Below are 20,765 nucleotides of genomic sequence, written 5' to 3'. Positions count from 1 at the left end.
TGGCCGGACGGGTCACTGGGCGGGTCACCGGACGGGTCACTGGACGGGGAGCAACCGGGCGATCAGTTCGCCCAGCCGGCGGGCGTTGCGGCAGGAGTGCATCTCCACGACGCCCGCGTAGGCGAGCGCGGCGGAGTCGCCGGTCGGCCAGAGCGCGGGCTGTTCGGGGTTCAGCCAGAAGACCCGCCGCGCCCGGCCGGCGATCCGGCGCAGCGCGTCCAGGTTGGGGTCGCGGTGGTTGGTGCGGGCGTCGCCGAGGACCAGCACGCAGGTGCGCGGGCCGACGGCATCCAGGTGGCGCTCGGCGAAGCCGCCCAGCGCGGAGCCGTAGTCGCTGTTGCCGTGGTGGCCCATGACCTCGGCGTCGGTGAGGATCCGGGCTGCCAGCCGGGCCGGGTCGGTGTCTCCGCGCGTGAGCAGGTCGGTCACCTCGGCGGTGCGGTTGACGAACGCGAACACCCGGACCTTGCTGAACTGTTCGCTCATCGCCTGCACCAGCAGCATGGTGAAGTCGGCGAAGCCCGCCACCGAACCGGACACGTCGCACAGCAGCACCAGCTCCGGCCGGGCCGGGCGGCGCAGCCGGTACGCCGGGCGCAGCGGCACCCCGCCGGTGGACAGCGAGCGGCGCAGGGTGCGACGCAGGTCGATCCGTCCGCGCGCGGCTCGCCGGCGCCGGGCGGCCAGACGGGTGGCCAGCTTGCGGGCCAACGGGTGCACGGTGCGCCGGAGTTCGGCGAGCTGGTCGCGGCCGGCGGCGAGGAAGTCGATCCGGTCGGCGGTCGGGGCGACGGCCCGTTGGGCGATCCGCTCGGCGCCGCGCAGCTCGGCGACGCGGCGGCGGGCCTCGCCGGCGACGAGGGCGCGGAAGTCCCGGATACGGCGGCGGATCTCGTCGGCGAGGACGAGGTCGGAGACGTCCTGGGCGCCGTCCGGCTCGCGCAGGGCGGCGAGGACGCGGGCGAGCAGCGTCTCGGGGGAGAGCCGGCCGAGCGCCTGGTGGGCCGACCAGCCGTCCGAGCCGGGCGTCGAGCCGTTGCCGTAGCGGCCGAAGGCCTCGATGGCCTCGCCCGCCAGCGCGCCGAGGGCGGCCCGGTCGTCGGCGGCGAGCGCGGCGGCGATGCGCTCGCGCAGCTCCTCCCGGGCGGGGTCGGGGCGGCCGAAACGCGGTGCGTCGTCCTGCGGCGCGACGTGCCGCGCGGCCTCCGGGGTGCCGACGCCGAGCGGGAAGAACAGGTCGAACGCGGCGTCGAAGACCGCCCGTTGGCCGCCCGAGCGCAGCAGCGCGGCGGCCAGCCCGGCCCGCATCTGCTCGCGGTCGGCGAAGCCCAGGACGTCGAGAACGGCCGCCGCGTCCACCGTCTCGGCCGGGCCGATCCGCAGGCCGTGCCCGCGCAGGGCGCGGACCAGGCCGGTGAGGCGGGCGGCGGTGTCCTGCGGGCCCGGGGTGTGCGTGGCGCTCATACGGCTGTGAGCTTCTCGGCGGCCTTCCGCACGTCGTCCTGGTGCTTGAGGATCACCCCGAGGGTGTCCTGGACCACCGCCGCGTCCAGCGTGTCCGCACCGAGCGCGAGCAGCGTGCGCGCCCAGTCGATCGTCTCCGCGACGGACGGCGCCTTGCGCAGCTCCATCGCCCGCAGTGCGCCGACCACCCGCACGAGCGACGCGGCGAGGGTCTCGTCCAGGCCCGGCACCTTGGAGCGGACGATCCTGCGCTCCAGCTCGGCGTCCGGGTAGTCGAGGTGGAGGAAGAGGCAGCGCCGGCGCAGCGCCTCCGACAGCTCGCGGGTGGCGTTGGAGGTGAGCAGGACGAAGGGCCGCCGGCTCGCGGTGATGGTGCCGAGCTCGGGCACCGTCACCTGGAAGTCGCTGAGCACCTCCAGCAGCAGCGCCTCGACCTCGACGTCGGCCTTGTCCATCTCGTCGACCAGCAGCACCGTCGGCTCGTCACCGCGGATCGCGGTCAGCAGGGGCCGGGTGAGCAGGAACTCCTCGCCGAAGATGTCGGTGCGGGCCTCGTCCCAGCCCCCCTCGCGGCCGGCGGTGATCCGCAGCAGCTGCTTGGCGTGGTTCCACTCGTAGAGGGCGCGGGACTCGTCGATGCCTTCATAACACTGCAGCCGAACCAGTCGGGCACGACCGATTTCGGCCACCGCCTTCGCCAGTTCCGTCTTCCCCACCCCGGCCGGCCCCTCGACGAGCAGCGGCTTGCCCAGCCGGTCGGCGAGGAAGACCGTCGTCGCCACCGCGGTGGACGCGAGGTACCCGACGCCGGCCAACTGCGTTGCGGCGTCCGCCACCGACGTGAAGAACCCCGTGCCGTCGCTGCTCATTCCCGCTCCGCCTCCACTCGCGCCGACCGTCCGCCAGCACCCTACCGGCCGGTCACTTCGCTGTCGCGGGGCCGACCGGGGAGGTGTACGAACCGGGCGAGGCGGACGAATCGCTCCTTTGTCATCGCTTGGCCGGATCTATTGCAGGTTTATGTCGTCCCGGGCCGAATCGCGTCGTGAATCAGCCAGTTGGCATGCGATCAAGACGAACTCTTTCCGGCCCTTCTTTCCGGCATTTTCGGCACTAGGCTTCCACCGGACATCGGGGCAACAGTCCTGGTGGCAGCCGTTTCTGACGGGCCAGGGGGGATGGGGGAAGAGGGGGAACATGGGTGACTCGCCATTGCGCTCAGGACCACCCGGCCGCATGCGCGCGGCCCACCTGGTCACAGCCGGGAGCCGGAGCAGATCGATCCACCGTTCACTTCCTTGACGAGGAGTTCCATCGTGTTTCACTCACGTCCGCGCGTCGCGTGGATGACCGGGATGCTGGCCTCGGCCGCCGTCGTCGGCAGCCTGGTGAGTGCGGGTACGGCCGGCGCGGTCGTGGGGGACGGCGTGCCGAACGGCATGTACGCCTTCACCACCAAGCTGGACATCGGCAACGGCCAGCGCGCCTGCACGGGTTCGCTCGTGGACTCGTACTGGGTGCTGACGGCGAGCAGTTGCTTCGCCGACGACCCGGCGCAGCCGCAGGCGCTGCGGGCTGGTGCGCCGAAGCTGAAGACGATCGCGACGGTCGGGCGCACCGACCTGACGGCCGGTGGCGGGTTCACCGCCGAGGTGACCGAGCTCGTGCCGCGCGCCGACCGTGACCTGGTGCTGGCCCGGCTCGCACAGCCGGCCCAGGGCATCCCGACCGTCGCGGTGGGTGCCGCGCCCACCGCGGGTGAGACGCTGACGGTGGCCGGGTACGGCCGCACCAAGGACGAGTGGGTGCCGAGCACCCTGCACAGCGCCTCGTTCACCGTGAAGTCCTCGACCGCCACCACCGTCGCCGTCGCCGGCAAGACGGCCGGCAAGGACGCGATCTGCAAGGGCGACACCGGCGGCCCGGCGCTGCGCGTCAAGGCCGACGGCGGTGTCGAGCTGGCGGGCGTCAACAGCCTTTCCTGGCAAGGCGGTTGCCTCGGCTCCGGCACGGAGACCCGCACCGGCGCGGTGGAGACCCGGGTGGACGACCTGGCGGGCTGGGTGTTCGACACCCGCCTGCACACGGCCACGCTGAAGAACACCTACAGCGGTCTGTGCGCCTACGTGCCGTGGCAGACGCCGGAGGACCACGCCAACCTGCTCCAGGTCGGCTGCGCCAACCAGTTCGTCGACCAGGTCTGGAACCTCCAGAAGGTCGACGGCGGCTACCAGCTGCGCAACCTCAAGTCCGACAAGTGCGCCTACGTGCCGTGGCAGACGCCGGACAACGGCGCCGAGGTCCAGCAGATCTTCTGCGACTCGCAGTACGTCGACCAGGTGTGGAAGCTGGAGCCGGTGACCGGCGGCTACCAGCTGCGCAACGTCAAGAGCGACAAGTGCATGATCGGCTGGTCGGGTTCGGCGGCCGTCGGGCAGAAGCTGACCCAGTTCGACTGCATCCCGCAGTACACGGACCAGGTCTGGTCCATCTGACGTCACGTCGGGCACGAGCGGCGTCCGGTGACCTTCGGGTCGTCGGGCGCCGCTCGGCGTTCGGGGCGTCAGTTGACGTAGATCAGCGGGCTGCCGGCCGCGGTGGTGTCGGTGACCGGGCCGTAGGAGGCGGTGAAGTAGCCGGTCTGGAAGCACAGGCCGGAGCCCGAGGTGAGGTTGAACGGCTGGGCGGCGAAGGAGATGCTGTTGTTGCTGTTGGACGTGCTGCCGGAGATGCCGGTCGCCTGCTGGTAGACACAGGTGACGCTGCCGAGGATGGTGTCGAGCACGACCGTGGTCTGCATCGGGCCGGCCGTGCCGGCGGAGAGGGTGACCGGGCTGCCGGCGCCGTCGCCGACGGTGTTGGTGTAGGCGAGGTTGTCGACGCTGATGCTCTGCACGCCGGTGACGCCGAAGACGCTGGAGCTGCAGTTGTCGAAGGTCTGGGTGGTGAGGGACTCGACGGCGTTGCCGGGCGCGGCCGGGTTGGCGCCGACGGTCGCGGAGAACGAGGACGTGCTGCAGCTGATGCCGTTGGTGCTGGTGGCGCTGTCGTAGAAGTTGGCGGTGGTGCCGGGGACGAGACTGGCGTTGAGGACGTCGCCCACTGCGGCGGCCGGGCCGCCGAGGCTGCCGGTGGTGAGGACGGCGGTGGCGTCGGCCTGGGCGGGTGTGACGGCGGTGGCGGCGAGGGCGAGGGCGGCGAGGGCGGCCGTCCCGAGGGTGCGGCGGATACGCATGAGGTGCCTCTCCGTACGGAGTCGGGTGGGGTGCCCGCGGGCGGGTGTGGTGGCGTGCACGGCGGGGGAGGTGCGGGGGCACGGCGGTGCGGCTCCCAGCGGGCCGCGCCGGGGCGGGCCCGGCGCCACGGGCCCGCCGTGCGGCGGAAGGGGTGCGGAGGTGCGCGGTGCAGTGGGGTGCAGGCCGGCGGCTGCCACCGCCGTGCGTGCGTCCGCCGTGCTCCCTGGCCCGGGTGGCGCAGTCGGCGTCGGCGGGCCCTGGCGGGTTCTCCGGCGGTCGTTCGCCCACCGGTTGGAAACCTGCCAGTGTTGTAAACCCGGTGTTGCATCAATGTCAATACGGGACACAGGAGTTGGTGATGGAGCGGAACACCTTCCGGGGGGCCGACATGATCCTGCTGCCGGGGGCGCGCACCGGCCGTGACCCGGCCCGTTCGATCAAGCGGGGACCGAGTCGGCTGCCCCCGGCCGTGGTCGCCGCGACCCAGCGCGAGCGGCTGCTGGACGGGCTGGTCCACACCGTCGCCGAGCACGGCTACCAGCACGCCACGGTGAGCGACATCTGCCGGGCGGCGGGCGTGACCAGACCGGTGTTCTACGAGCTGTTCAGCGGCAAGGAAGACGCCTTCCTCGCCGCCCACCGGCACGGTACGGGCGTGGTGATCCGGCGGATGGCGGCGGCCTTCGCGGCCGAGCCGGCCTGGTGGACGGGGATCCGGCGGGCCCTGGACGCGATGCTCCAGCTGCTGGCCGGCGTGCCGGCGTTCGCGACCATGGCGGTGATCGAGATCGAGGCGGTCGGCCCGGCCGGGCGGCGGGAGCGCGAGCAGCTGCTCGAGCGGTTCCGGGCTTTCTTCGCCGATGTGCCCCAACTCCCGTGTGCCGTAGGGGTGGAGGCCCTGGTGGACGCGGTGGTGGGTGGCGTCTACAGCACGGTGTACCGGCGGGTGAACTCCGGGCGGACGGCCGAACTACCGCAACTCCTCCCGGCGTTGAGCCTGTTCTGTCTCGCCCCGTTCCTCGGTCCGGCCGAGGCGGCCCGCCGGCTGGGACTGGGCACCGATGCCGGCGGTTCGGCCGAGGAATCATTAATTCCGTTGCAAGGAGGAGCATTTGACGTTTGATCAAAATGTTCCACGGGGTGGGTGGTTTGGTGAAGATCCCTTCGTGCACTTCTCTTGACCGGGCGAATACCGGGCAGTAGCTTCACGGTTACCCAACCCGCGGTCCGACCGGTTCCGCCCCGCTGCCGAGGGGTGGCCGACCGGCCGGCCGCGGAACGCTGTCCGCGCCAGGACAACGTGCCAGTGACTGCCCAATCCACCCACTCCAGGGAGCGCACATGGCCATGTCCGAGGAAGCCGCCGCCGGGGCGGAGGCACCCGACACCCCGGCCGGGCCCGGAAGAGGACGCGTCCGGCTCAAGCGGACCGCCCTGATGGCCGTCCCGGCCGTCGTCGCGGGCGGCGTCCTGATGACGCTCACCGCCCAGGGCGTGCTCGCCACGCAGTTCTCGATCTCCGGCATGCCGTTCACGATCACCGCGACCTCGCTCCACGGCGACGGCTTCGAGCAGTTCGGGAGCCTGGACCACATGATCAAGAACAGCCCCAACCAGGGGCACACCGGCGGCCAGGTGCTGGTCGCGGTGACGGCGATCAAGTCGGCCCGGATCACCGACCTGTGCCAGAGCGTCGACCTCGGCGGCATCAACCTGGTGATCCACGCCGGTGACGCCGGAACGCCGGTCACCGCGGAGGACCTCACCACCGACTCCGACATGATGTCCGGCGACGCGTCGTTCTCCGCCATCGAGATCGGCGGGGACGCCAGCGAGTACACCAAGGCCGGGGTCAAGGGCCGGCCCGGCGTCTTCGGCCAGCAGGCCGACACCGTCGACATGGTGAACGTCAACCAGCACAACTACGCCAGCACCGCGGCCAGCTTCAAGCTGCCGCACCTGAAGCTGGCGTTCAGCTCGAAGGGCTGCTGATGACGGGGCCCACACCGCCGGGCGCCCGTGGCGAAGGGGACGGCGCCGAGGGGACGGCTGCCACTCCCGCCGCTGCGAGCGCGCGTCCGGGGCCCGACGTCGCGCCGGGTCCGAAGGCCGGTCCGGGGTTCGACGCGGGCCCGGCCGTCGCGCCCGCCCCGGGGTCCGCACCGACCCTTGGGACCGCACCGACCGCCGGGGCCGCGGCAGCCGTCGCGCCCGCCCGGCCGGTCAGGCGCGACTGGCGGGGACAGCGGCCGTTCTGGGGCGGTCTGCTGGTGACGCTCGGGGGCGCCGAGGTCCTCTTCACCCTGCGGGCGCCGCTGCCGGTCGTCCTGCACATGGGGATGCTGGGGATCGCCGGTTACCTCGTGCCGGCGGTGATGGTGCTCTGCGGCCTGCTGATCCTCTTCAACCCGACGCAGCGGCTGTTCTACTCGTTCATGGCCGTGCTCGCGTCGCTGGGCACCTGGGTGACGTCCAACATGGGCGGCTTCCTGTTCGGGATGCTGCTCGGCGTGATCGGCGCCTGCGTCACCTTCGGGTGGGTGCCCGACCAGCCGCTGCGGCGCGGCCGGGCCAGGCGCGAGCGGCGCAGGGCGGAGCGGCGCGCGGCGGCGGCCGGCGGCGGGGCGGCCGGCCCGGCCGGAGCGTGACAGCGCCCCGTCCTCGGTGTCGGGAGAGCACCGAGGACGGGGGCGTCGTGAGCCCCGCGGGCTCAGATGGCCGCGGTGCCGGCGCGACCGCCGGCAGGCCACCGGCGGGCCCCGGTCACCGGTGGCAGTACGAGTCCGACGAGGCGTCGCCGCCCGCGAGGTGCGTCTGGTGCACCCGCAGCCCGCGGAACTCCTCGCCGTGCGGGAAGAACCGCTCGTCCACGGTGAGCCCGCCCGCGTCGGTGTCCGCGTCCAGCTTGACGATCCACGGCTCGATGCCGTCCGGGTAGAACTGGTCGTCCCACGCGCCGTACAGCGAGTTGGTGAGGTAGAGCCGCCGCCCGTCCCGGCTGACCTCGACCATCTGCGGCGCCCCGCTCAGCGGCCGCCCCGGCTCGGCCGGGTGCGGGGTGCGGGCGGTGACCCCGCCGAGGCGCACCGAGGCGGTCTTCCGGGGGTGGAACGGGTCCGACACGTCGAACTGGAGGAGCTCGCCGGTGCCCCACGCCGACACGTACAGCCAGTGGTCGTCCACCGACAGGTTGATGTCGGTGACCAGCGGGGGCACCGCGCCGAACGGCTGGAGCGCGGGCGGCAGGTCCTCGGTCTTGGCGGGCTCGGCCGGGATGTCGATCACCTTGCGCGCGGTGAACGCCGGCCCGTCCCGGTACCAGAGCCAGACGGAGGACGAGAGGTCCTCGACGTTCGTCACGACGCCCGCGAAGCCCCACTCCGCCTGCGGGTCGTGGGCCGGGCGCAGCTCCAGGACCATCTGGTACTGGTCGCCGAAGTCGACCCGCTGGAGGTGGCGGCCCGAGTCCAGCTCCCAGAAGTGCAGGGCGTGCCCGTACTCGCGCCCGAGCAGCAGCTCCGGCACCACCCCGTCCTCGACCATCGACGGGGTGCCCCACTCGCTGGTGATGCCGACGTTCGTCCCGAGGTGCCACCACACGTCGTACGCGAGGTGCTGCGGCCCGCGCTCGGTCTCCCAGGGGCGCAGCACGTCGAAGGTGGTGTGGTCGAGCAGCGCCACCCCGCCCGGCCCGTCCGTCCCGTCCCCGGCGCCGAGGCAGGACAGGAACACCCCGCCCGGCCCGCAGTGCAGCGTGTGCGGCCGCGAGTACCCGGATCTGGCCGCCAGTTCTCCGGCCTCCACCGTCTTCACCAGCCGCGGCCGCACCGGATCGGGCCGGGTGTCCATGACGTGCACGCGCGACGACCGCAGACCGGGCAGCAGCAGGTACCGGCGCTCCGGGTTCTCGTGGCAGCCGTGCGCCAGCGCGCTGGAGCAGGCGTTCCAGCCGAAGTGGTGCAACTCGTCCCCGAGGGTGGGAAGTTCGGCGAAGTTCAGCACCCGCCCGTAGCTCGTCGACGCCGGGTCGACGTCCACCGTCAGCAGCGCGTCCGGCCGCAGCCCCGCCCGGTCGAACCCGGCGACGTACGCGAGCGTCTCGGCCGGCGCCGCCATCGCCTCCGCCGCCGACCGGTACAACGTGGGATCGGTGGGCCCGGCCACCCCTCCGTGTCCCGCCGGCCCGGTGTCCCCCACCCTCGAACCCTCACCCTGCGCCATGTGTGCGGACTCCTCAACTCGCCTATCGGATACGGGGAGTGACGTGCGTCCAGGTAGCGTTCCACACCCCCACCGGCGCACCACAGGCGCACGGGGAGCGGTCCGGTGGTGCGGATCGGTTCGGGAACGTATGTCTCGCTCCGGCCGGTGTCCGCCGGGCTCGGTAGGGTGATCGGCACCGGTCGTGGCTCCGGGCCACCGCCGCGACCACGTGGCGGAGGCCCTACCGGAGGTTGACGGCATGACGGTCGAGGACAGCGGTGCTTACGACACTCGGAACCGGGTCTCGGGAACTGTGTCCGGTTCCGTGTTCCAGGCGGCGCGCATTGAGAACCTCACTGTCCATCAGTACGGCGGGCCGGGCGCCGCGCCGGGTCGTCGTCTACGCCGCGTTCTTCCGCATGACGAGGTGGTGAGGGGTCTCCTCGGCCGTCGCACCTACCTGACCAGTGGCCAGCTACCGTTCATCAGTCCCGGGGCTGGGCACGCTGCTGATCCCGAAGCTCTGCTGCGCCGCTTGTCGGTGCCCGGGGCGCGCGGAGTGCTGCTGATCGGTCCGGCCGGCGCGGGGAAGACGAGGACGTGCTACGAGGTTGCCGAAGGGGCCCACCGTGCCGGGTGGTGGGTCCTTCACGTCCAACCGCACAACTCCGTGACGGTGGAGGACCTGGCGCAGGAGATCCTGGGCGCCAAGCGCGACCGGATCCTGGTGCTGTTCGACTACCTGGACGCGTGCTCCCAGGTGGACCTGCAGGCCCTGGCCAACGTTCTCCTGCCGGAAGCCAAGCGCACGGGCATCGACGTGGCGGTGATGGCGTCGATTCGCCCCAGCGGTCTTCACGACCTCCGGCGGCGGGGCGCCGCAGAGCTGTTCGACGACGTCGGGCTGCGACAGGACGAGGACCACCAGTCGCGGATCGTCGGACAGATCCTGCGAGAGGTGGCTCCCGGGGCCTTGCGCCGGTGGGGGATGGCGGCGCTCACCCGGACGTGTGGCCGACGCCCGGTGATTGCCCTGCTGATCGCCCGCGCCCTCGAGCAGCTGCTGACGGCGGGCCGCACCGACCCGGATCTCGCACGCGTGCCGCGCGGGGAACTCCAGGGCTGGCTGCAGGAGGCGCTGCGCAGGGACAGCCTCACATCGACGATCGAGCGGAAACCGGCGTCTCCGCTGGAGCAGGCTGCTCCGGATGTCTGGCAACTGGCCGCCACGGCAGCAGTTGCCGTCTGCCCTCAGCCCCGTGCTGCTGTCGAGGCTGCGGTCGACTCGCTGCTGGACCGCCAGGCGGGCGAGTACCCGGCTCGTCTGGGCGGGCGACGAGTCGTCGACACCCTGGTGGGTCTGGGGTGGATGGACGAGACGGACGGGGAGCTGCGTGTTGTCCATGACATCGTCGTCGACGAACTGGTGACCCAGGTCCTCTTCCCACCGCCCGGCTTCAGCGTCGACTACCGGGGCGCCGGTGCCCTCTTCGAAGCGGCGTCCCGGGAGATCAGCTCACTGGCGCGGTTCGCGGGACACATCCGGCGGCTTGCCGCAGACCTCGCAGTGGAGAGCCACGACAGACGGTCCGTCGCACTCGAGCGGTTCTGCCACGAATGGGTGACGGCACACGCGAGCCCGTTGGGTGCACGACTGGAGCGGTCGGGCACCGACGGCGAGCACGCGCTGCTGACCATGGTGACCAGCCCGCCCTGGAGGAGCGCGGTGACCGACAGGTGGGAGGACCTCGTCAAACCGTGGCTGAGCCGGGCGGAGGAGTCCTATTCCGCGCGGCCATTCCTCGACGCGGCTCTGTCGGACCCTCGGAGCGCCGTCCGCCCGCTGGTCGGCTGCGCGCTTTCCTGGCTGGCGAGGCGAGGACAGCAGACCGACGGTGACCACGTGATCCGCGCACTCCTGGGTCGGGGCGACCTCGACCCGGCCCAGGAGCAGCTGACGGTCGAGTACGCGTTGGCGTGGGTACGGAAGCATCCCGGATGGCGGACCACGCCAGCGATGCTGCAGCTCATCTTGCAACGGAGGCACGATGACCGCCGCCTGCAGCTGGTGGCGGAGTGCGTGATCGACTGGCTTCGCCCCAGTCGTCGGACCGAGAACGGAATCAAGGTGCTGCGGCGTCTGTTGGAGCACGACGGCCTCTCCGCGGACCTGCGGCGTGAGGTGGTGGCCCGGTCGCTGGCATGGTGCGCCGACAGCGGCAGTGCGGGTTCGCTCTTCAGGGTGATGGTGCTGCAGATGCTGGTGGCCTGCAAGGACCTCGACGGTGATCAGGAACGCTCGGCATGGGACCTCGCGATCACATCGCTCTCCCGCCGGGGCGCGAGGGCACCCGAGACCGGATTCCTGCTGCAGGCCCTCCTCGAATCGCGCAGCGCCGATCTCGGCGAAGTGCCAACGGAGGTCATCGACCGGGCCTTCTGGTGGCTGGAGGCCAACCGGACGACATCGGCCCAGAGCCGACGCGTCATCCAAGCACTGCTGTGGCTTCCGCAGACGTCGGGCGAACAACTGACCAGGGCCGCGGACTTCGCCATGGCCGAGCTCGAGGAGCGGCCGGACCAAGCGGCCTTGATCGGATCTTTGCTCAGTAAGCGAGAGGGCCTGACACCTGGCCAGGCACAATTCGGCATCCGGCTCGGTCTGGACTGGTGCGATTCCGAGCGTTCCCGCAAGGCACAACGGCCAGTCCTCTGCCCCCTGCTGAGGCGCTCCGATCTGGACACCGACCAGGCGGCGCAGGCCATCGACCTAGGCCTCGACAGGGTGGCCCGCACGCCGGGCGGCAACACTGCACGCGAGATCCTCTGCGCGCTGCTCGAACGCCGGGATCATTCGTCGTCGCAGCTGACCGAACTGCTCGAGCGCTCGGTGGACTGGTTGCGCGAGAAGGGCTCCTCGCCGCGTGCCGCGTTCGTCCTGCTCAGCCTGCTCGAACGGGACGACCTTCCTCCCGATCTCGAAGCGGACGTCGTCCGGCGGGCCGAGGCCGCGCTCCTCGATCCACCTGCAGCGCTATCGGTACCCCGTCTTCGCGCGCAACTGGACCGCCGGAGGAGGTGAAGGGCGAAAGCCGAGCCACCGACCGGCCCATCGCCGAGGCCGCCGCGCGGGACGGGGCTACCGGCCGGTATCGTCGGGGCTCGGGAACGGTGGAGACCTGCTGCGGCGGGCCCGAGCGCGGATAGGTGCGGCGAGAAGCGATGGAGTTTCGGGAAGACATCCTGGGTGCCCCTTACGAGGCGGTCGAGCTGCCGCTGCGGCCCGACCACGAGGGCGAGGTCTGCGCGACGCTCGTGCGCCGGCTCGTACCGGGGTCCACGAAGGCCGTGCTGTACGTCCACGGGTACAACGACTACTTCTTCCAGACCAACCTCGCCGACCACTTCGTCGCGCGCGGGTTCTCCTTCTACGCGCTCGACCTGCGCAAGTACGGGCGCTCGCTGCGCCCGCACCAGTCGCCGAACTTCGTGCGCGACCTCGCCGAGTACGACGAGGAGATCGACGAGGCGGTGCGGATCGTCCGCGAGGTGGACGGGCACCGGCAGGTGCTGCTGAACGGGCACTCCACCGGCGGCCTGATCGGCGCACTGTGGGCCGGCCGGCGCTCCGGGCGGGGCCTGATCGACGGGCTCTTCCTGAACAGTCCCTTCCTGTCGATGCCGGCCTCGGCCGCCGCCGTGACCTTCGGCGGCCCGGCCGTCTCGGCCATCGCCCGGGTGGCGCCGACGCGCGTGCTGCCGTCCGCGCTCAACCCGCACTACACGCACAGCCTCCACAAGGACCACCGCGGCGAGTGGGACTTCGACCTGCGACTGAAGCGGCCCGAGGGCTTCCCGCTGTTCGCCGGCTGGCTCGCGGCCATCCACCAGGGGCACCGTCGGGTGCGGCGCGGGCTCGGCATCGACGTGCCGGTGCTGCTCATGGCCTCCACCGCATCGGTCTCCACCACCAAGTGGCACAACGCGCTGCACCACGCCGACGGCGTGCTGCGCGCCGACGACATCGCCGCCCAGGGCCCGCACCTCGGCCGGCACGTCACCATCGTCCGGATCAAGGGCGGCATGCACGACCTCGTCCTGTCCGGCGAGAACGCCCGCACCCAGGTCTTCGCCGAACTCGACCGCTGGCTCGACGCCTACCTGCCGGCCGTGCCGGTCGGGGAGCCCGCGTGACCGACGAGCCGGTGCCGGTCGGGCGGCCCACCGACCTGGGGTTCGCCAAGCTCATGCCGGACATCGACCGGGACGGCGGCTGGCTGCTCACCCTCGACGGCACGCCGCAGTCGTACGTCGACCTCGCCGACCCCACGCACCTCGAGTTCGAGTACACCCGCCGCCTCGGCCATCTCGCCGACGCGCTCGCCCCCGCCGGGCGCCCGCTCGACGTGCTCCACCTCGGCGGCGGGGCGCTCACCGTGCCCCGCTACGTCGCCGCGACCCGCCCCGGGTCGCGGCAGCAGGTCATCGAGGTGGACGGGCCCCTGCTCGCCCTCGTCGAGGAGCACCTGCCGTGGCAGGGCCCCGGCGTCGACATCACGGCGACGGTCGGCGACGCCCGCGCGGCCCTGGCCGCCGTACCGGGCGGATCGCTGGACCTCGTCGTCGCCGACGTCTTCCACGGCTCCCGCACGCCCGCGCACCTCACGTCGCTGGAGTTCCTGCGTCTGGCGGCCGCCGCGCTGCGGCCCGGCGGCTGCTACGCCGCCAACCTCGCCGACGGCCCGCCGCTGGCCTTCGCCCGCGCTCAGGCGGCGACCCTGCGGGCGGTGTTCCCGGAGGTCTGCCTGATCGCCGAGGCGCCGGTGCTGCGCGGCCGCCGCTACGGCAACATCCTGCTGGCCGGCTCGACCGCCCCGCTCCCGGTCGCGGACCTCTCCCGCGCCCTGGCCGCCGACGTCTTCCCGGCCCGCCTGACGGACGGCGCCGACCTGGCCGCCCTCGTCGGCCGCACGGCCCCGGTCACGGACGCCGACGCCACCGACTCCCCGCCACCCCCGGACGGCGCCTTCAGCGTGGGCTGAGGCGCCGCCGTCAGAGGGCGGGCGCCCCCGCCGCGCGTCGGCTCGGCCGCGCCGCGTCCCGGGGTGTGAGAATCGGCGGGTTCGAGCGGGTGATCGGTGGACGGCGGAGGGAGCGGGCGATGGGCGGCGTGGAGCGGCCGGATCTGGGGGAGGTAGCGGAGACGGCGCTGTGGACGCTGTGGCACCGGGCGGTGGAGGCGGGGCGGCCCGACGCCGTCCTGCACGATCCGAAGGCGGTCGAGCTGGTCGGGCGGATCGACTTCCCGTTCGAGGAGCGGTTCGGGCGCCGGGCGGCGATCGCCCAGCTCCAGGCGCTGCGGGCGTCGTGTTTCGACCGCGAGGTGGCGGACTTCCTGGCCCGGCACCCGCGCGGCACCGTCGTCTGCCTGGGCGAGGGCCTGGAGACGCAGGCCTGGCGCGTGGACAACGGGCGCGCCCGCTGGATCTCCGTCGACCTGCCGGAGACGGCCGCGCTGCGCGAGCGCCTCCTCCCGCCGGACGAGCGCCACCGCATCGTCGTGTGCTCCGCGACGGACCCGCGCTGGATGGACGAGGTCGACCCGGCACAGGGGGTGCTGATCAGCACCCAGGGTCTGCTGATGTACCTGCGCCCGGCCGAGGTCCGCGCGCTGATCGCGGCCTGCGCCGAACGCTTCCCCGGCGCGACCTTCGTCCTCGATGCCGTCCCGCGCTGGTTCAGCGAGCGGTCCGCCAAGGGGAAGCTGCGGAACAAGTGCTACCGGGCGCCCGCCATGCCGTTCGGCATGGACGCGGACGAGCACGGGAAGCTCACCACCGCCCACCCGGCGGTGACGGACGTCCGCGAGGTGTACCCGGAGGGCGGGCGCGGGATCGTCCGCGCGCTGCTGCCGCTCGCGGCCCACGTGAACGGCAGGCCGTCCGTGATCGCACTGCGCTTTGCCGAAAGGGGGGATTCGTCGGACGGTAGCGGAACCCCGGCCGCGGCCCGTACGTCGTAAGGCCGGGTATGTCCAGGCGATCGGCGGGGGGAACGTGTCCGGCCGGCACGTTAGGCTGCCTGCTCAGAGGGGGAAGCGGCACGCGTGCCGCCATCGGAACACCGCCGGGACGGGCACGCCGCTGAGGTGCGCGCCCGCACCGACCTGCCACGGAGGTACTGGCCTTGCACATCGACGCCTGGATCGAGAGCGTCCCCCCGGGGGCGGTGTACGGCCTCGTTGGCCTGATCATCGGTCTGGAGTCGCTGGGCATCCCGCTGCCCGGCGAGATCGCCCTGGTCACGGCCACGCTGATGGCGGTCAAGGGCGTGGTGAGTCCGTGGGGCATCGCGGGCGTGGCGATCGCCGGGGCGATCATCGGCGACTCGATCGGCTACTCGATCGGGCGCAAGGGCGGCAAGCCGCTGTTCGAGAAGCTCGGCCGCAGGTTCCCCAAGCACTTCGGGCCCTCCCACCTGGCCACCGCCGAGCGGTCGTTCCAGAAGTGGGGCATGTGGGCGGTCTTCTTCGGCCGGTTCGTCGCGCTGCTGCGCATCTTCGCCGGGCCGCTGGCGGGCGCGCTGAAGATGCCGTACTGGAAGTTCCTGATCGCGAACGTGCTGGGCGGCGTGGTCTGGGCCGGTGGCACGACCCTGCTGGTCTACAAGGTCGGCAAGAGCATCGAGCCGTGGCTCTCGCGCTTCTCGTGGGCCGGTCTGGCGGCGGCCGTCGTCGTGGGCGCCGGTTCGGCGTGGTTCATGAAGCGGCGCGCCGCGAAGGCGCACGCCGCGCACGAGGCCGCGGAGGCGGCCGGGACGTCCGAGGGCGTCAAGGAGCCGGTGGCGGACTGACGTTGGTCCGCCGCGTCGGTGGCGGTGCGCAGTAGCGTGTGATCACGCACGAGCCCCGCACCGAGCACTGGAGGCCCCGATGACGCAGCCGACCTGGGACGCCGTGGACGCGTACTTCTCGGACACGCTGGTCGGCCACGACCCCGTCCTGGAGGCCGCGTCCGCCGCCGCCGACGCGGCGGGTCTGCCGCCCATCGCCGTCGCCCCCAACCAGGGCAAGCTGCTGCACCTGCTGGCGCTGACGGTCGGCGCCCGGCGGATCGTGGAGGTGGGCACGCTCGGGGGCTACAGCGCGATCTGGCTGGCGCGCGCCCTCCCGGCGGACGGCACGCTGATCACCCTGGAGATCGACCCGGGGCACGCCGAGGTGGCCCGCGGGAACCTCGCCCGCGCCGGGCTGGACGACGTCGCCGAGGTGCGGCTCGGCAGCGCACTCGACTCGCTGGCCGTGATCGGCGCGGAGGGCGGCGAGCCCTTCGACCTCGTCTTCATCGACGCCGACAAGGTCAACAATCCGGCGTACTTCGCCTGGGCGCTCGAGCTGACCAGGCCCGGCTCGCTGATCGTCGTGGACAACGTCGTCCGCGGCGGCGCCGTCGCGGACGACGCCAGCACCGACCCCGCCGTCGTCGCCACGCGTAGGCTGCACGACGTGATCGCGGCCGAGCCGCGCGTCACCGCGACGTCCGTGCAGACCGTCGGCAGCAAGGGCTACGACGGCTTCACGCTGGCCCGCGTGCAGAACTGAACCACCGCAACACCTTGGAGGACCTGTGCGAATCGGACTGCTGGGCACCGGCCCCTGGGCGGAGCGCGTGCACGCGCCCGTCCTCGCCGACCACCCCGGGCTGGAGTTCGCCGGCGTGTGGGGGCGCCGTGCCGAGGCCGCCACGACGCTCGGCGCGGCGCACGGCGTGCCGGGGTACGCGGACCTCGACAAGCTGCTCGCCGAGGTGGACGCGGTCTCCATCGCGCTGCCGCCCACCGTCCAGGCCGACCTCGCGGTGCGTGCCGCCGAGGCCGGCCGCCACCTGCTGCTCGACAAGCCGGTCGCGCTGACCGTCCCGGACGCCCGGCGCGTGGCGGCGGCCGTCGAGCGGCACCGCGTCGCGTCCGTGGTGTTCTTCACCGTCCGCTTCGGCGGCGACCAGATCCCGTGGATCGAGCAACAGGCCGCGCTGGGCGGCTGGTTCACCGGCCGCTCGGACTGGCTCGGCTCGGTGTTCGCCCCCGGCAGCGGCAGCCCGTACGCGGCCTCGCCGTGGCGGCTGGAGAAGGGCGCGCTGTGGGACGTCGGCCCGCACGCGCTGTCCGTCCTGCTGCCGGTCCTCGGCGACGCGACGCAGGTGACGGCCGTAGCGGGCCCGCTCGACACCATCCACCTGGTACTGCGCCACGCGGGCGGCGCGTCCAGCACGCTGGCGCTCAGTCTGACGGCGCCCGTCGCCGCCGGCGGCACGGGCATGGAGATCCGCGGCGAGCACGGCGTGGCCCACCTGCCGGAGCGCGGCGAGGGCCCGATCGCGGCCCTGCACCGCGCGCTGGACGCCCTCCAGGACTCCGCGCGCACGGGCGAACCGCACGCGTGCGGCGCGGAGTTCGGGCTGCGCGTGGTGGAGATCCTCGCGGCCGCCGAGCGTTCGCTGGAGTCCTCGGCGCCCGTCGAGGTGTAACGGGGCCCGCCTACCGTCCCTCGGCCACGAAGCGGGCGAAGTCCCGCCCGGCGGGGCCCGCTCGGAGGCCGGGGGACTGCGGCCGGGCAGCCGGCGCGGCAGCGTGCCGGCTGCGTTGTGGACGGCTCCCGTCAAGCCGGGGGCAGGGCCGGTCCGGGCTGGTCGGGGCGGCGGTCGGTGGGGCGGCTCGGCGGGATGACGGGGGCGCGGAAGTCGCGGGGGCCGGTCCACAGGGCGGGGACGGCGTCGCTGCGGCGGGCGAGCTCGTAGGCGATGGACTCGTAGTTGACGCGCCAGCCGTGGAAGTGGGGCCAGGCGTCCTCGGTGGGCCGTTCGCGGGGGAAGCCGGCGGCAGTGATCATCGCGACGGCGCCGAGGTACTCGGCGTAGGTGAGGCGGATCGGCGTCTTCGGGTCCGGGTCGGGGTCGAAGTCGATGCGCAGGGCGCGTGCGATGTCGCGCATCGCGGTGAACCCGGCGCGGATCACCAGGCGGGCCTCGGCCGGGGCCGAGCGCGGGCACAGGGCGAGGTGGAGGGCGGCGGCGTCCATGACGGAGATCAGGCCGACGACCCAGCTGCGGTTGGGCTGCGGGGAGCGGAAGGAGAGCAGCACGGGGTAGTTGGAGTGGCTCTCGCCGATGTCCGCGGCCAGCCGCTCCCAGTCCCGGTAGAGCTGGGGCAGGGCCGTCTCGGTGTCGACGAGGGACTGCCGGGCGAGCAGCTCCGGGCCCCACGCGGGCTCGCCGGCCCGGGACTGGAGCAGCGTCACCTCGGTCTCGCGCCGCTGGTAGGCGGCGTACAGGGTGGGCAGGTAGGCGATCTGCAGCGCGATGACGAGCGGACCGCTGGAGGCGGCGAGGAAGTCGATCACGGACAGCCGCAGGCGGTCGCCGCTCGCGAAGCCGAGGGTGAAGAGGCTGGAACCGGCCTCGCGGAAGGAGACGGACCAGTCGAGGTCCGACGTGCCGTGCAGCAGCAGCATGTACGCGAGCAGCATCCCGCTGAGCCACACCCCGAGCATGCCCAGCAGCACGAGCGGCGCGAGCCAGGTCAGCGCGCGGTCCTGCGCCCGGTAGGTGCCGAAGGGTGCGGCCCAGACGCGCAGCAGCAGCCGGAGTGCCGACCAGAGCCGGAAGACCAGCGCCGAGTACAGGCCGCGGGGGACGACGAGCGTGCGCAGGATGCTGCCGATGACGAGCAGGAGCACGAGCGCGCCGGCCACGGTGTGGATCAACCTCATGCGGCCATTCTGACGGTCCTCCAGGTCAGACGCGGCGCCGGGCGCGGACGACGGCGGTTCACCGGATGCGGTATGACCATGATCACACCGGTTCGGGGCGTCCCCGGCGTGATGGCGACGGCGTCTTCCCGTTCGACGGGACAGGGCGCTTATGGCGCCCAGGACCCGAGCTTCTCCGGGGTGCGGACCGCCCAGATCCGGGTGACCCGGCCGTCGGCGACGTCGAACGCCGCCACCGTCACGACGACGCCGTCGCGCCGGGCCACCAGGCCGGGCACGCCGTTGACCGAACGTTCCAGGAGCTCCAGACCCGGCGCCTTGTCGGCGATGGAGACCATGTACTGGGCGATCCGCGCGCCGCCCTCGACCGGGCGCAGCACAGCGCCGACCAGCCCGCCGCCGTCGGCGGTCATCACGGCGGCGGGGTCGAGCACGGCGACGAGCGCGGGGACGTCCTTGTCCTCCCAGGCCTTCTTGAGGCGGCGGACGGTGTCCTGTCGGCCGGCGGTCGTCGGGGCGGGCGCGGTGCTCACCCGTCGGCGGGCGGATGCCGCCAGCTGCTTGCAGGCGGCGGGGGTGCGGTCGAGGACGCCGGCGATCTCGGCGAACGGGTACCGGAAGACGTCGTGCAGGACGAACGCCACGCGCTCGGCGGGCGTCATCGACTCCAGGACGACGAGGAAGGCCATGGCGACGGACTCGTCCTGGACGATCTGGTCGACGACGCTCTCGTGGGCGCTCTCGCGCTGGGGACGGTCCGGCAGCGGCTCCGGCAGCCAGGCGCCGACGTAGCGTTCGCGGCGGGCCCGCGCCGAGCCGAGCACGTCCAGGCAGGTGCGGCCGGTCACGGTCGTCAGCCAGGCGCCGGGGGAGAGGATCTCGTCACGGCGTGCTTTCGGCAGCGCGTACCAGCGGGCGAAGGCCTCCTGGACGGCCTCCTCGGCCTCGGCGAGCGAGCCCAGCAGGCGGTAGGCGATGTTGACCAGGTGGCGCCGCTCGCCTGCTATGCCGTCCTGCGCCGCCCCCATGGTCCTTCGCCTTACCTTTCGCGGGCCTGCGTCGTCGTGTTCGTGAGACCTTACAGAAGAGAGGACCGAGACATGGCGACGACGCAGGTGACCCCCGTGCGGCGGACGTTCCCGCTGGTGCGGATCGCGATCGCGCTCCAGACCCTGACGATCTTTCTGCAGGCCGTCTCCGCCGGGTTGCTGCTGACCACGTCCTACGGGGAGACGCTGCACGGCGTCGGCGCCCGCGTGATGTACGGGGCGTCGATGCTGTACGTCCTGGCGGCGGTGCTGGCGTGGAAGCCGGGCGGCGGCCCGGTGCGGCCGGTGTGGGAGGCGTCGGGCTTCCTGGCCCTCGCGTCCGTTCAGGTCGTGCTCGGGATCGCCCACGTGCCGTCGGTGCACCTGCCGTTGGGCGTGGCGATGTTCGGGCTGAGCGTGCTGGCGCTGGCGCGGCGGTGAGCGGTCGGGTCACGCGGGGTTCGATGGGTCGAAGAAGCGCCCCGTGACCGTTTCGCCGACGGCCAGGTCCTTCATCTGCATCGGGCAGCCGGTTGTGGTGGCCAGGAGCCGATCGGCGGTGGCGTAGGCGTGGAAGGACAGTGCTGTTTCGTCGGGCAGACCCGAAACGGCGAGCCAGAACGTCAGCCCGTCGGTCGGGTGGGTGGAGACGATGTGGGTCTTGTCAGGTTGCCGGAGCCGCAGTCGGGCCGTGGGCTGGTCGGAGTTGGACTCGTCCCAAGTGCCGTCCGCCTTCGGTACGCCCCATAGCACGGATCCCATCTTCGGGTTCCGGACGAACAGAGCCCCGGGCGGGCTGGTGATCTCAAGAGTGAGGGTGACGTTCTCGAAGTCCGTCGTGGCGTACGTCGTGGGTCCGATCACGTCGATGAACATCTCCGCGGTGACACCCGCCGGCGGGGCCGTCGACTGGGCCCAGGGCTTGAGTCCTGTGTTCCCCATGAACAGGATCTCGGACTTGCACGTCGAGTCGTCCAAGACGTAGGCGCCCATGGTGCTTCTCCCTTCGGAGCAGGCCTACTTCCATGCAAGCACCGCGCCGGGGGTGCGGCGAGTTGCCGGGCTCGG

At 72.6% G+C, this 20,765-nt stretch carries 19 protein-coding genes; 12 read left to right on the top strand and 7 right to left on the bottom strand.

The window, feature by feature from the left end; all coding sequences use genetic code 11:
- Positions 1-36 precede the first annotated feature (36 nt).
- Together PUR71_RS24775 and PUR71_RS24770 are read right to left on the bottom strand one after the other, a co-directional pair.
- Complete coding sequence (locus tag PUR71_RS24775; protein ID WP_329929302.1) at positions 37-1,464, bottom strand: vWA domain-containing protein; 1,428 nt, start codon at positions 1,462-1,464, stop codon at positions 37-39.
- Positions 1,461-2,333 (bottom strand): AAA family ATPase, encoded by an 873-nt coding sequence (locus tag PUR71_RS24770; protein ID WP_329929301.1) that lies wholly within the window; start codon positions 2,331-2,333, stop codon positions 1,461-1,463. Before PUR71_RS24770 ends, PUR71_RS24775 begins: the two co-directional genes overlap by 4 nt.
- Positions 2,334-2,780: 447 nt before the next feature.
- Between PUR71_RS24770 and PUR71_RS24765 the strand changes: the two genes are divergently transcribed.
- On the top strand, positions 2,781-3,959 hold the full coding sequence (locus PUR71_RS24765; RefSeq protein ID WP_329929300.1) for a trypsin-like serine protease: 1,179 nt from the start codon (positions 2,781-2,783) through the stop codon (positions 3,957-3,959).
- 68 nt (positions 3,960-4,027) lie between these two features.
- On the opposite strand, the gene PUR71_RS24760 is transcribed toward PUR71_RS24765, so the two are convergent.
- Positions 4,028-4,699, bottom strand: a complete 672-nt coding sequence (locus PUR71_RS24760; RefSeq protein ID WP_329929299.1) for a Tat pathway signal sequence domain protein — start codon at positions 4,697-4,699, stop codon at positions 4,028-4,030.
- Positions 4,700-5,058: 359 nt separating this feature from the next.
- On the opposite strand from PUR71_RS24760, the gene PUR71_RS24755 reads away from it, so the two are divergent.
- The 3 genes from PUR71_RS24755 (at position 5,059) to PUR71_RS41340 (ending at position 7,348) form a co-directional block, all read left to right on the top strand.
- Positions 5,059-5,823, top strand: a complete 765-nt coding sequence (locus tag PUR71_RS24755; RefSeq protein ID WP_329929298.1) for a TetR/AcrR family transcriptional regulator — start codon at positions 5,059-5,061, stop codon at positions 5,821-5,823.
- A 218-nt stretch (positions 5,824-6,041) separates the two neighbouring features.
- Positions 6,042-6,692 (top strand): DUF6230 family protein, encoded by a 651-nt coding sequence (locus tag PUR71_RS24750; RefSeq protein ID WP_443077555.1) that lies wholly within the window; start codon positions 6,042-6,044, stop codon positions 6,690-6,692.
- Entirely contained in the window at positions 6,692-7,348 is a 657-nt protein-coding gene (locus PUR71_RS41340; RefSeq protein ID WP_443077554.1) for a DUF6114 domain-containing protein, read from the top strand. Before PUR71_RS24750 ends, PUR71_RS41340 begins: the two co-directional genes overlap by 1 nt.
- 115 nt (positions 7,349-7,463) lie before the next feature.
- Here PUR71_RS41340 and PUR71_RS24740 read toward each other — a convergent pair whose 3' ends face one another.
- Positions 7,464-8,921, bottom strand: a complete 1,458-nt coding sequence (locus PUR71_RS24740; RefSeq protein ID WP_329929297.1) for a selenium-binding protein SBP56-related protein — start codon at positions 8,919-8,921, stop codon at positions 7,464-7,466.
- A gap of 241 nt (positions 8,922-9,162) precedes the next feature.
- Between PUR71_RS24740 and PUR71_RS24735 the strand changes: the two genes are divergently transcribed.
- From PUR71_RS24735 to PUR71_RS24705, 7 genes are all read left to right on the top strand, one after another.
- Positions 9,163-11,985 (top strand): hypothetical protein, encoded by a 2,823-nt coding sequence (locus PUR71_RS24735; RefSeq protein WP_329929296.1) that lies wholly within the window; start codon positions 9,163-9,165, stop codon positions 11,983-11,985.
- A 140-nt stretch (positions 11,986-12,125) separates the two neighbouring features.
- The gene (locus PUR71_RS24730; RefSeq protein WP_329929295.1) at positions 12,126-13,097 is read left to right on the top strand and encodes an alpha/beta hydrolase; all 972 of its coding nucleotides are present in this window, start codon (positions 12,126-12,128) and stop codon (positions 13,095-13,097) included.
- A 53-nt stretch (positions 13,098-13,150) separates the two neighbouring features.
- Positions 13,151-13,945, top strand: coding sequence for a spermidine synthase (locus tag PUR71_RS24725; RefSeq protein ID WP_329929653.1), 795 nt, complete (start codon positions 13,151-13,153; stop codon positions 13,943-13,945).
- Between the two features lie 119 nt (positions 13,946-14,064).
- Positions 14,065-14,925, top strand: coding sequence for a class I SAM-dependent methyltransferase (locus tag PUR71_RS24720; protein ID WP_329929294.1), 861 nt, complete (start codon positions 14,065-14,067; stop codon positions 14,923-14,925).
- Between the two features lie 164 nt (positions 14,926-15,089).
- Positions 15,090-15,755 (top strand): DedA family protein, encoded by a 666-nt coding sequence (locus PUR71_RS24715; protein ID WP_329929293.1) that lies wholly within the window; start codon positions 15,090-15,092, stop codon positions 15,753-15,755.
- Positions 15,756-15,834: 79 nt separating this feature from the next.
- On the top strand, positions 15,835-16,503 hold the full coding sequence (locus tag PUR71_RS24710) for an O-methyltransferase (protein ID WP_329929292.1): 669 nt from the start codon (positions 15,835-15,837) through the stop codon (positions 16,501-16,503).
- A 25-nt stretch (positions 16,504-16,528) separates the two neighbouring features.
- Positions 16,529-17,428, top strand: a complete 900-nt coding sequence (locus tag PUR71_RS24705) for a Gfo/Idh/MocA family protein (protein WP_329929291.1) — start codon at positions 16,529-16,531, stop codon at positions 17,426-17,428.
- A gap of 131 nt (positions 17,429-17,559) precedes the next feature.
- Here PUR71_RS24705 and PUR71_RS24700 read toward each other — a convergent pair whose 3' ends face one another.
- Positions 17,560-18,669 (bottom strand): hypothetical protein, encoded by a 1,110-nt coding sequence (locus PUR71_RS24700; RefSeq protein ID WP_329929290.1) that lies wholly within the window; start codon positions 18,667-18,669, stop codon positions 17,560-17,562.
- Positions 18,670-18,818: 149 nt separating this feature from the next.
- Positions 18,819-19,697 (bottom strand): RNA polymerase sigma factor SigJ, encoded by an 879-nt coding sequence (sigJ, locus tag PUR71_RS24695; RefSeq protein WP_329929289.1) that lies wholly within the window; start codon positions 19,695-19,697, stop codon positions 18,819-18,821.
- Between the two features lie 72 nt (positions 19,698-19,769).
- On the opposite strand from sigJ, the gene PUR71_RS24690 reads away from it, so the two are divergent.
- The gene (locus PUR71_RS24690; protein ID WP_329929288.1) at positions 19,770-20,138 is read left to right on the top strand and encodes a hypothetical protein; all 369 of its coding nucleotides are present in this window, start codon (positions 19,770-19,772) and stop codon (positions 20,136-20,138) included.
- A gap of 9 nt (positions 20,139-20,147) precedes the next feature.
- Here the strand turns inward: PUR71_RS24690 and PUR71_RS24685 are convergent, their stop codons facing one another.
- A complete protein-coding gene (locus PUR71_RS24685) occupies positions 20,148-20,690 on the bottom strand; it encodes a hypothetical protein (protein WP_329929287.1) in 543 nt (180 codons plus the stop codon).
- Positions 20,691-20,765 lie beyond the last annotated feature (75 nt).

Origin of the sequence: Streptomyces sp. SP17BM10, assembly GCF_036322405.1 — a bacterium.
Lineage (GTDB): Bacteria > Actinomycetota > Actinomycetes > Streptomycetales > Streptomycetaceae > Kitasatospora.
This window is presented reverse-complemented; position numbering and strand designations above follow the sequence as displayed.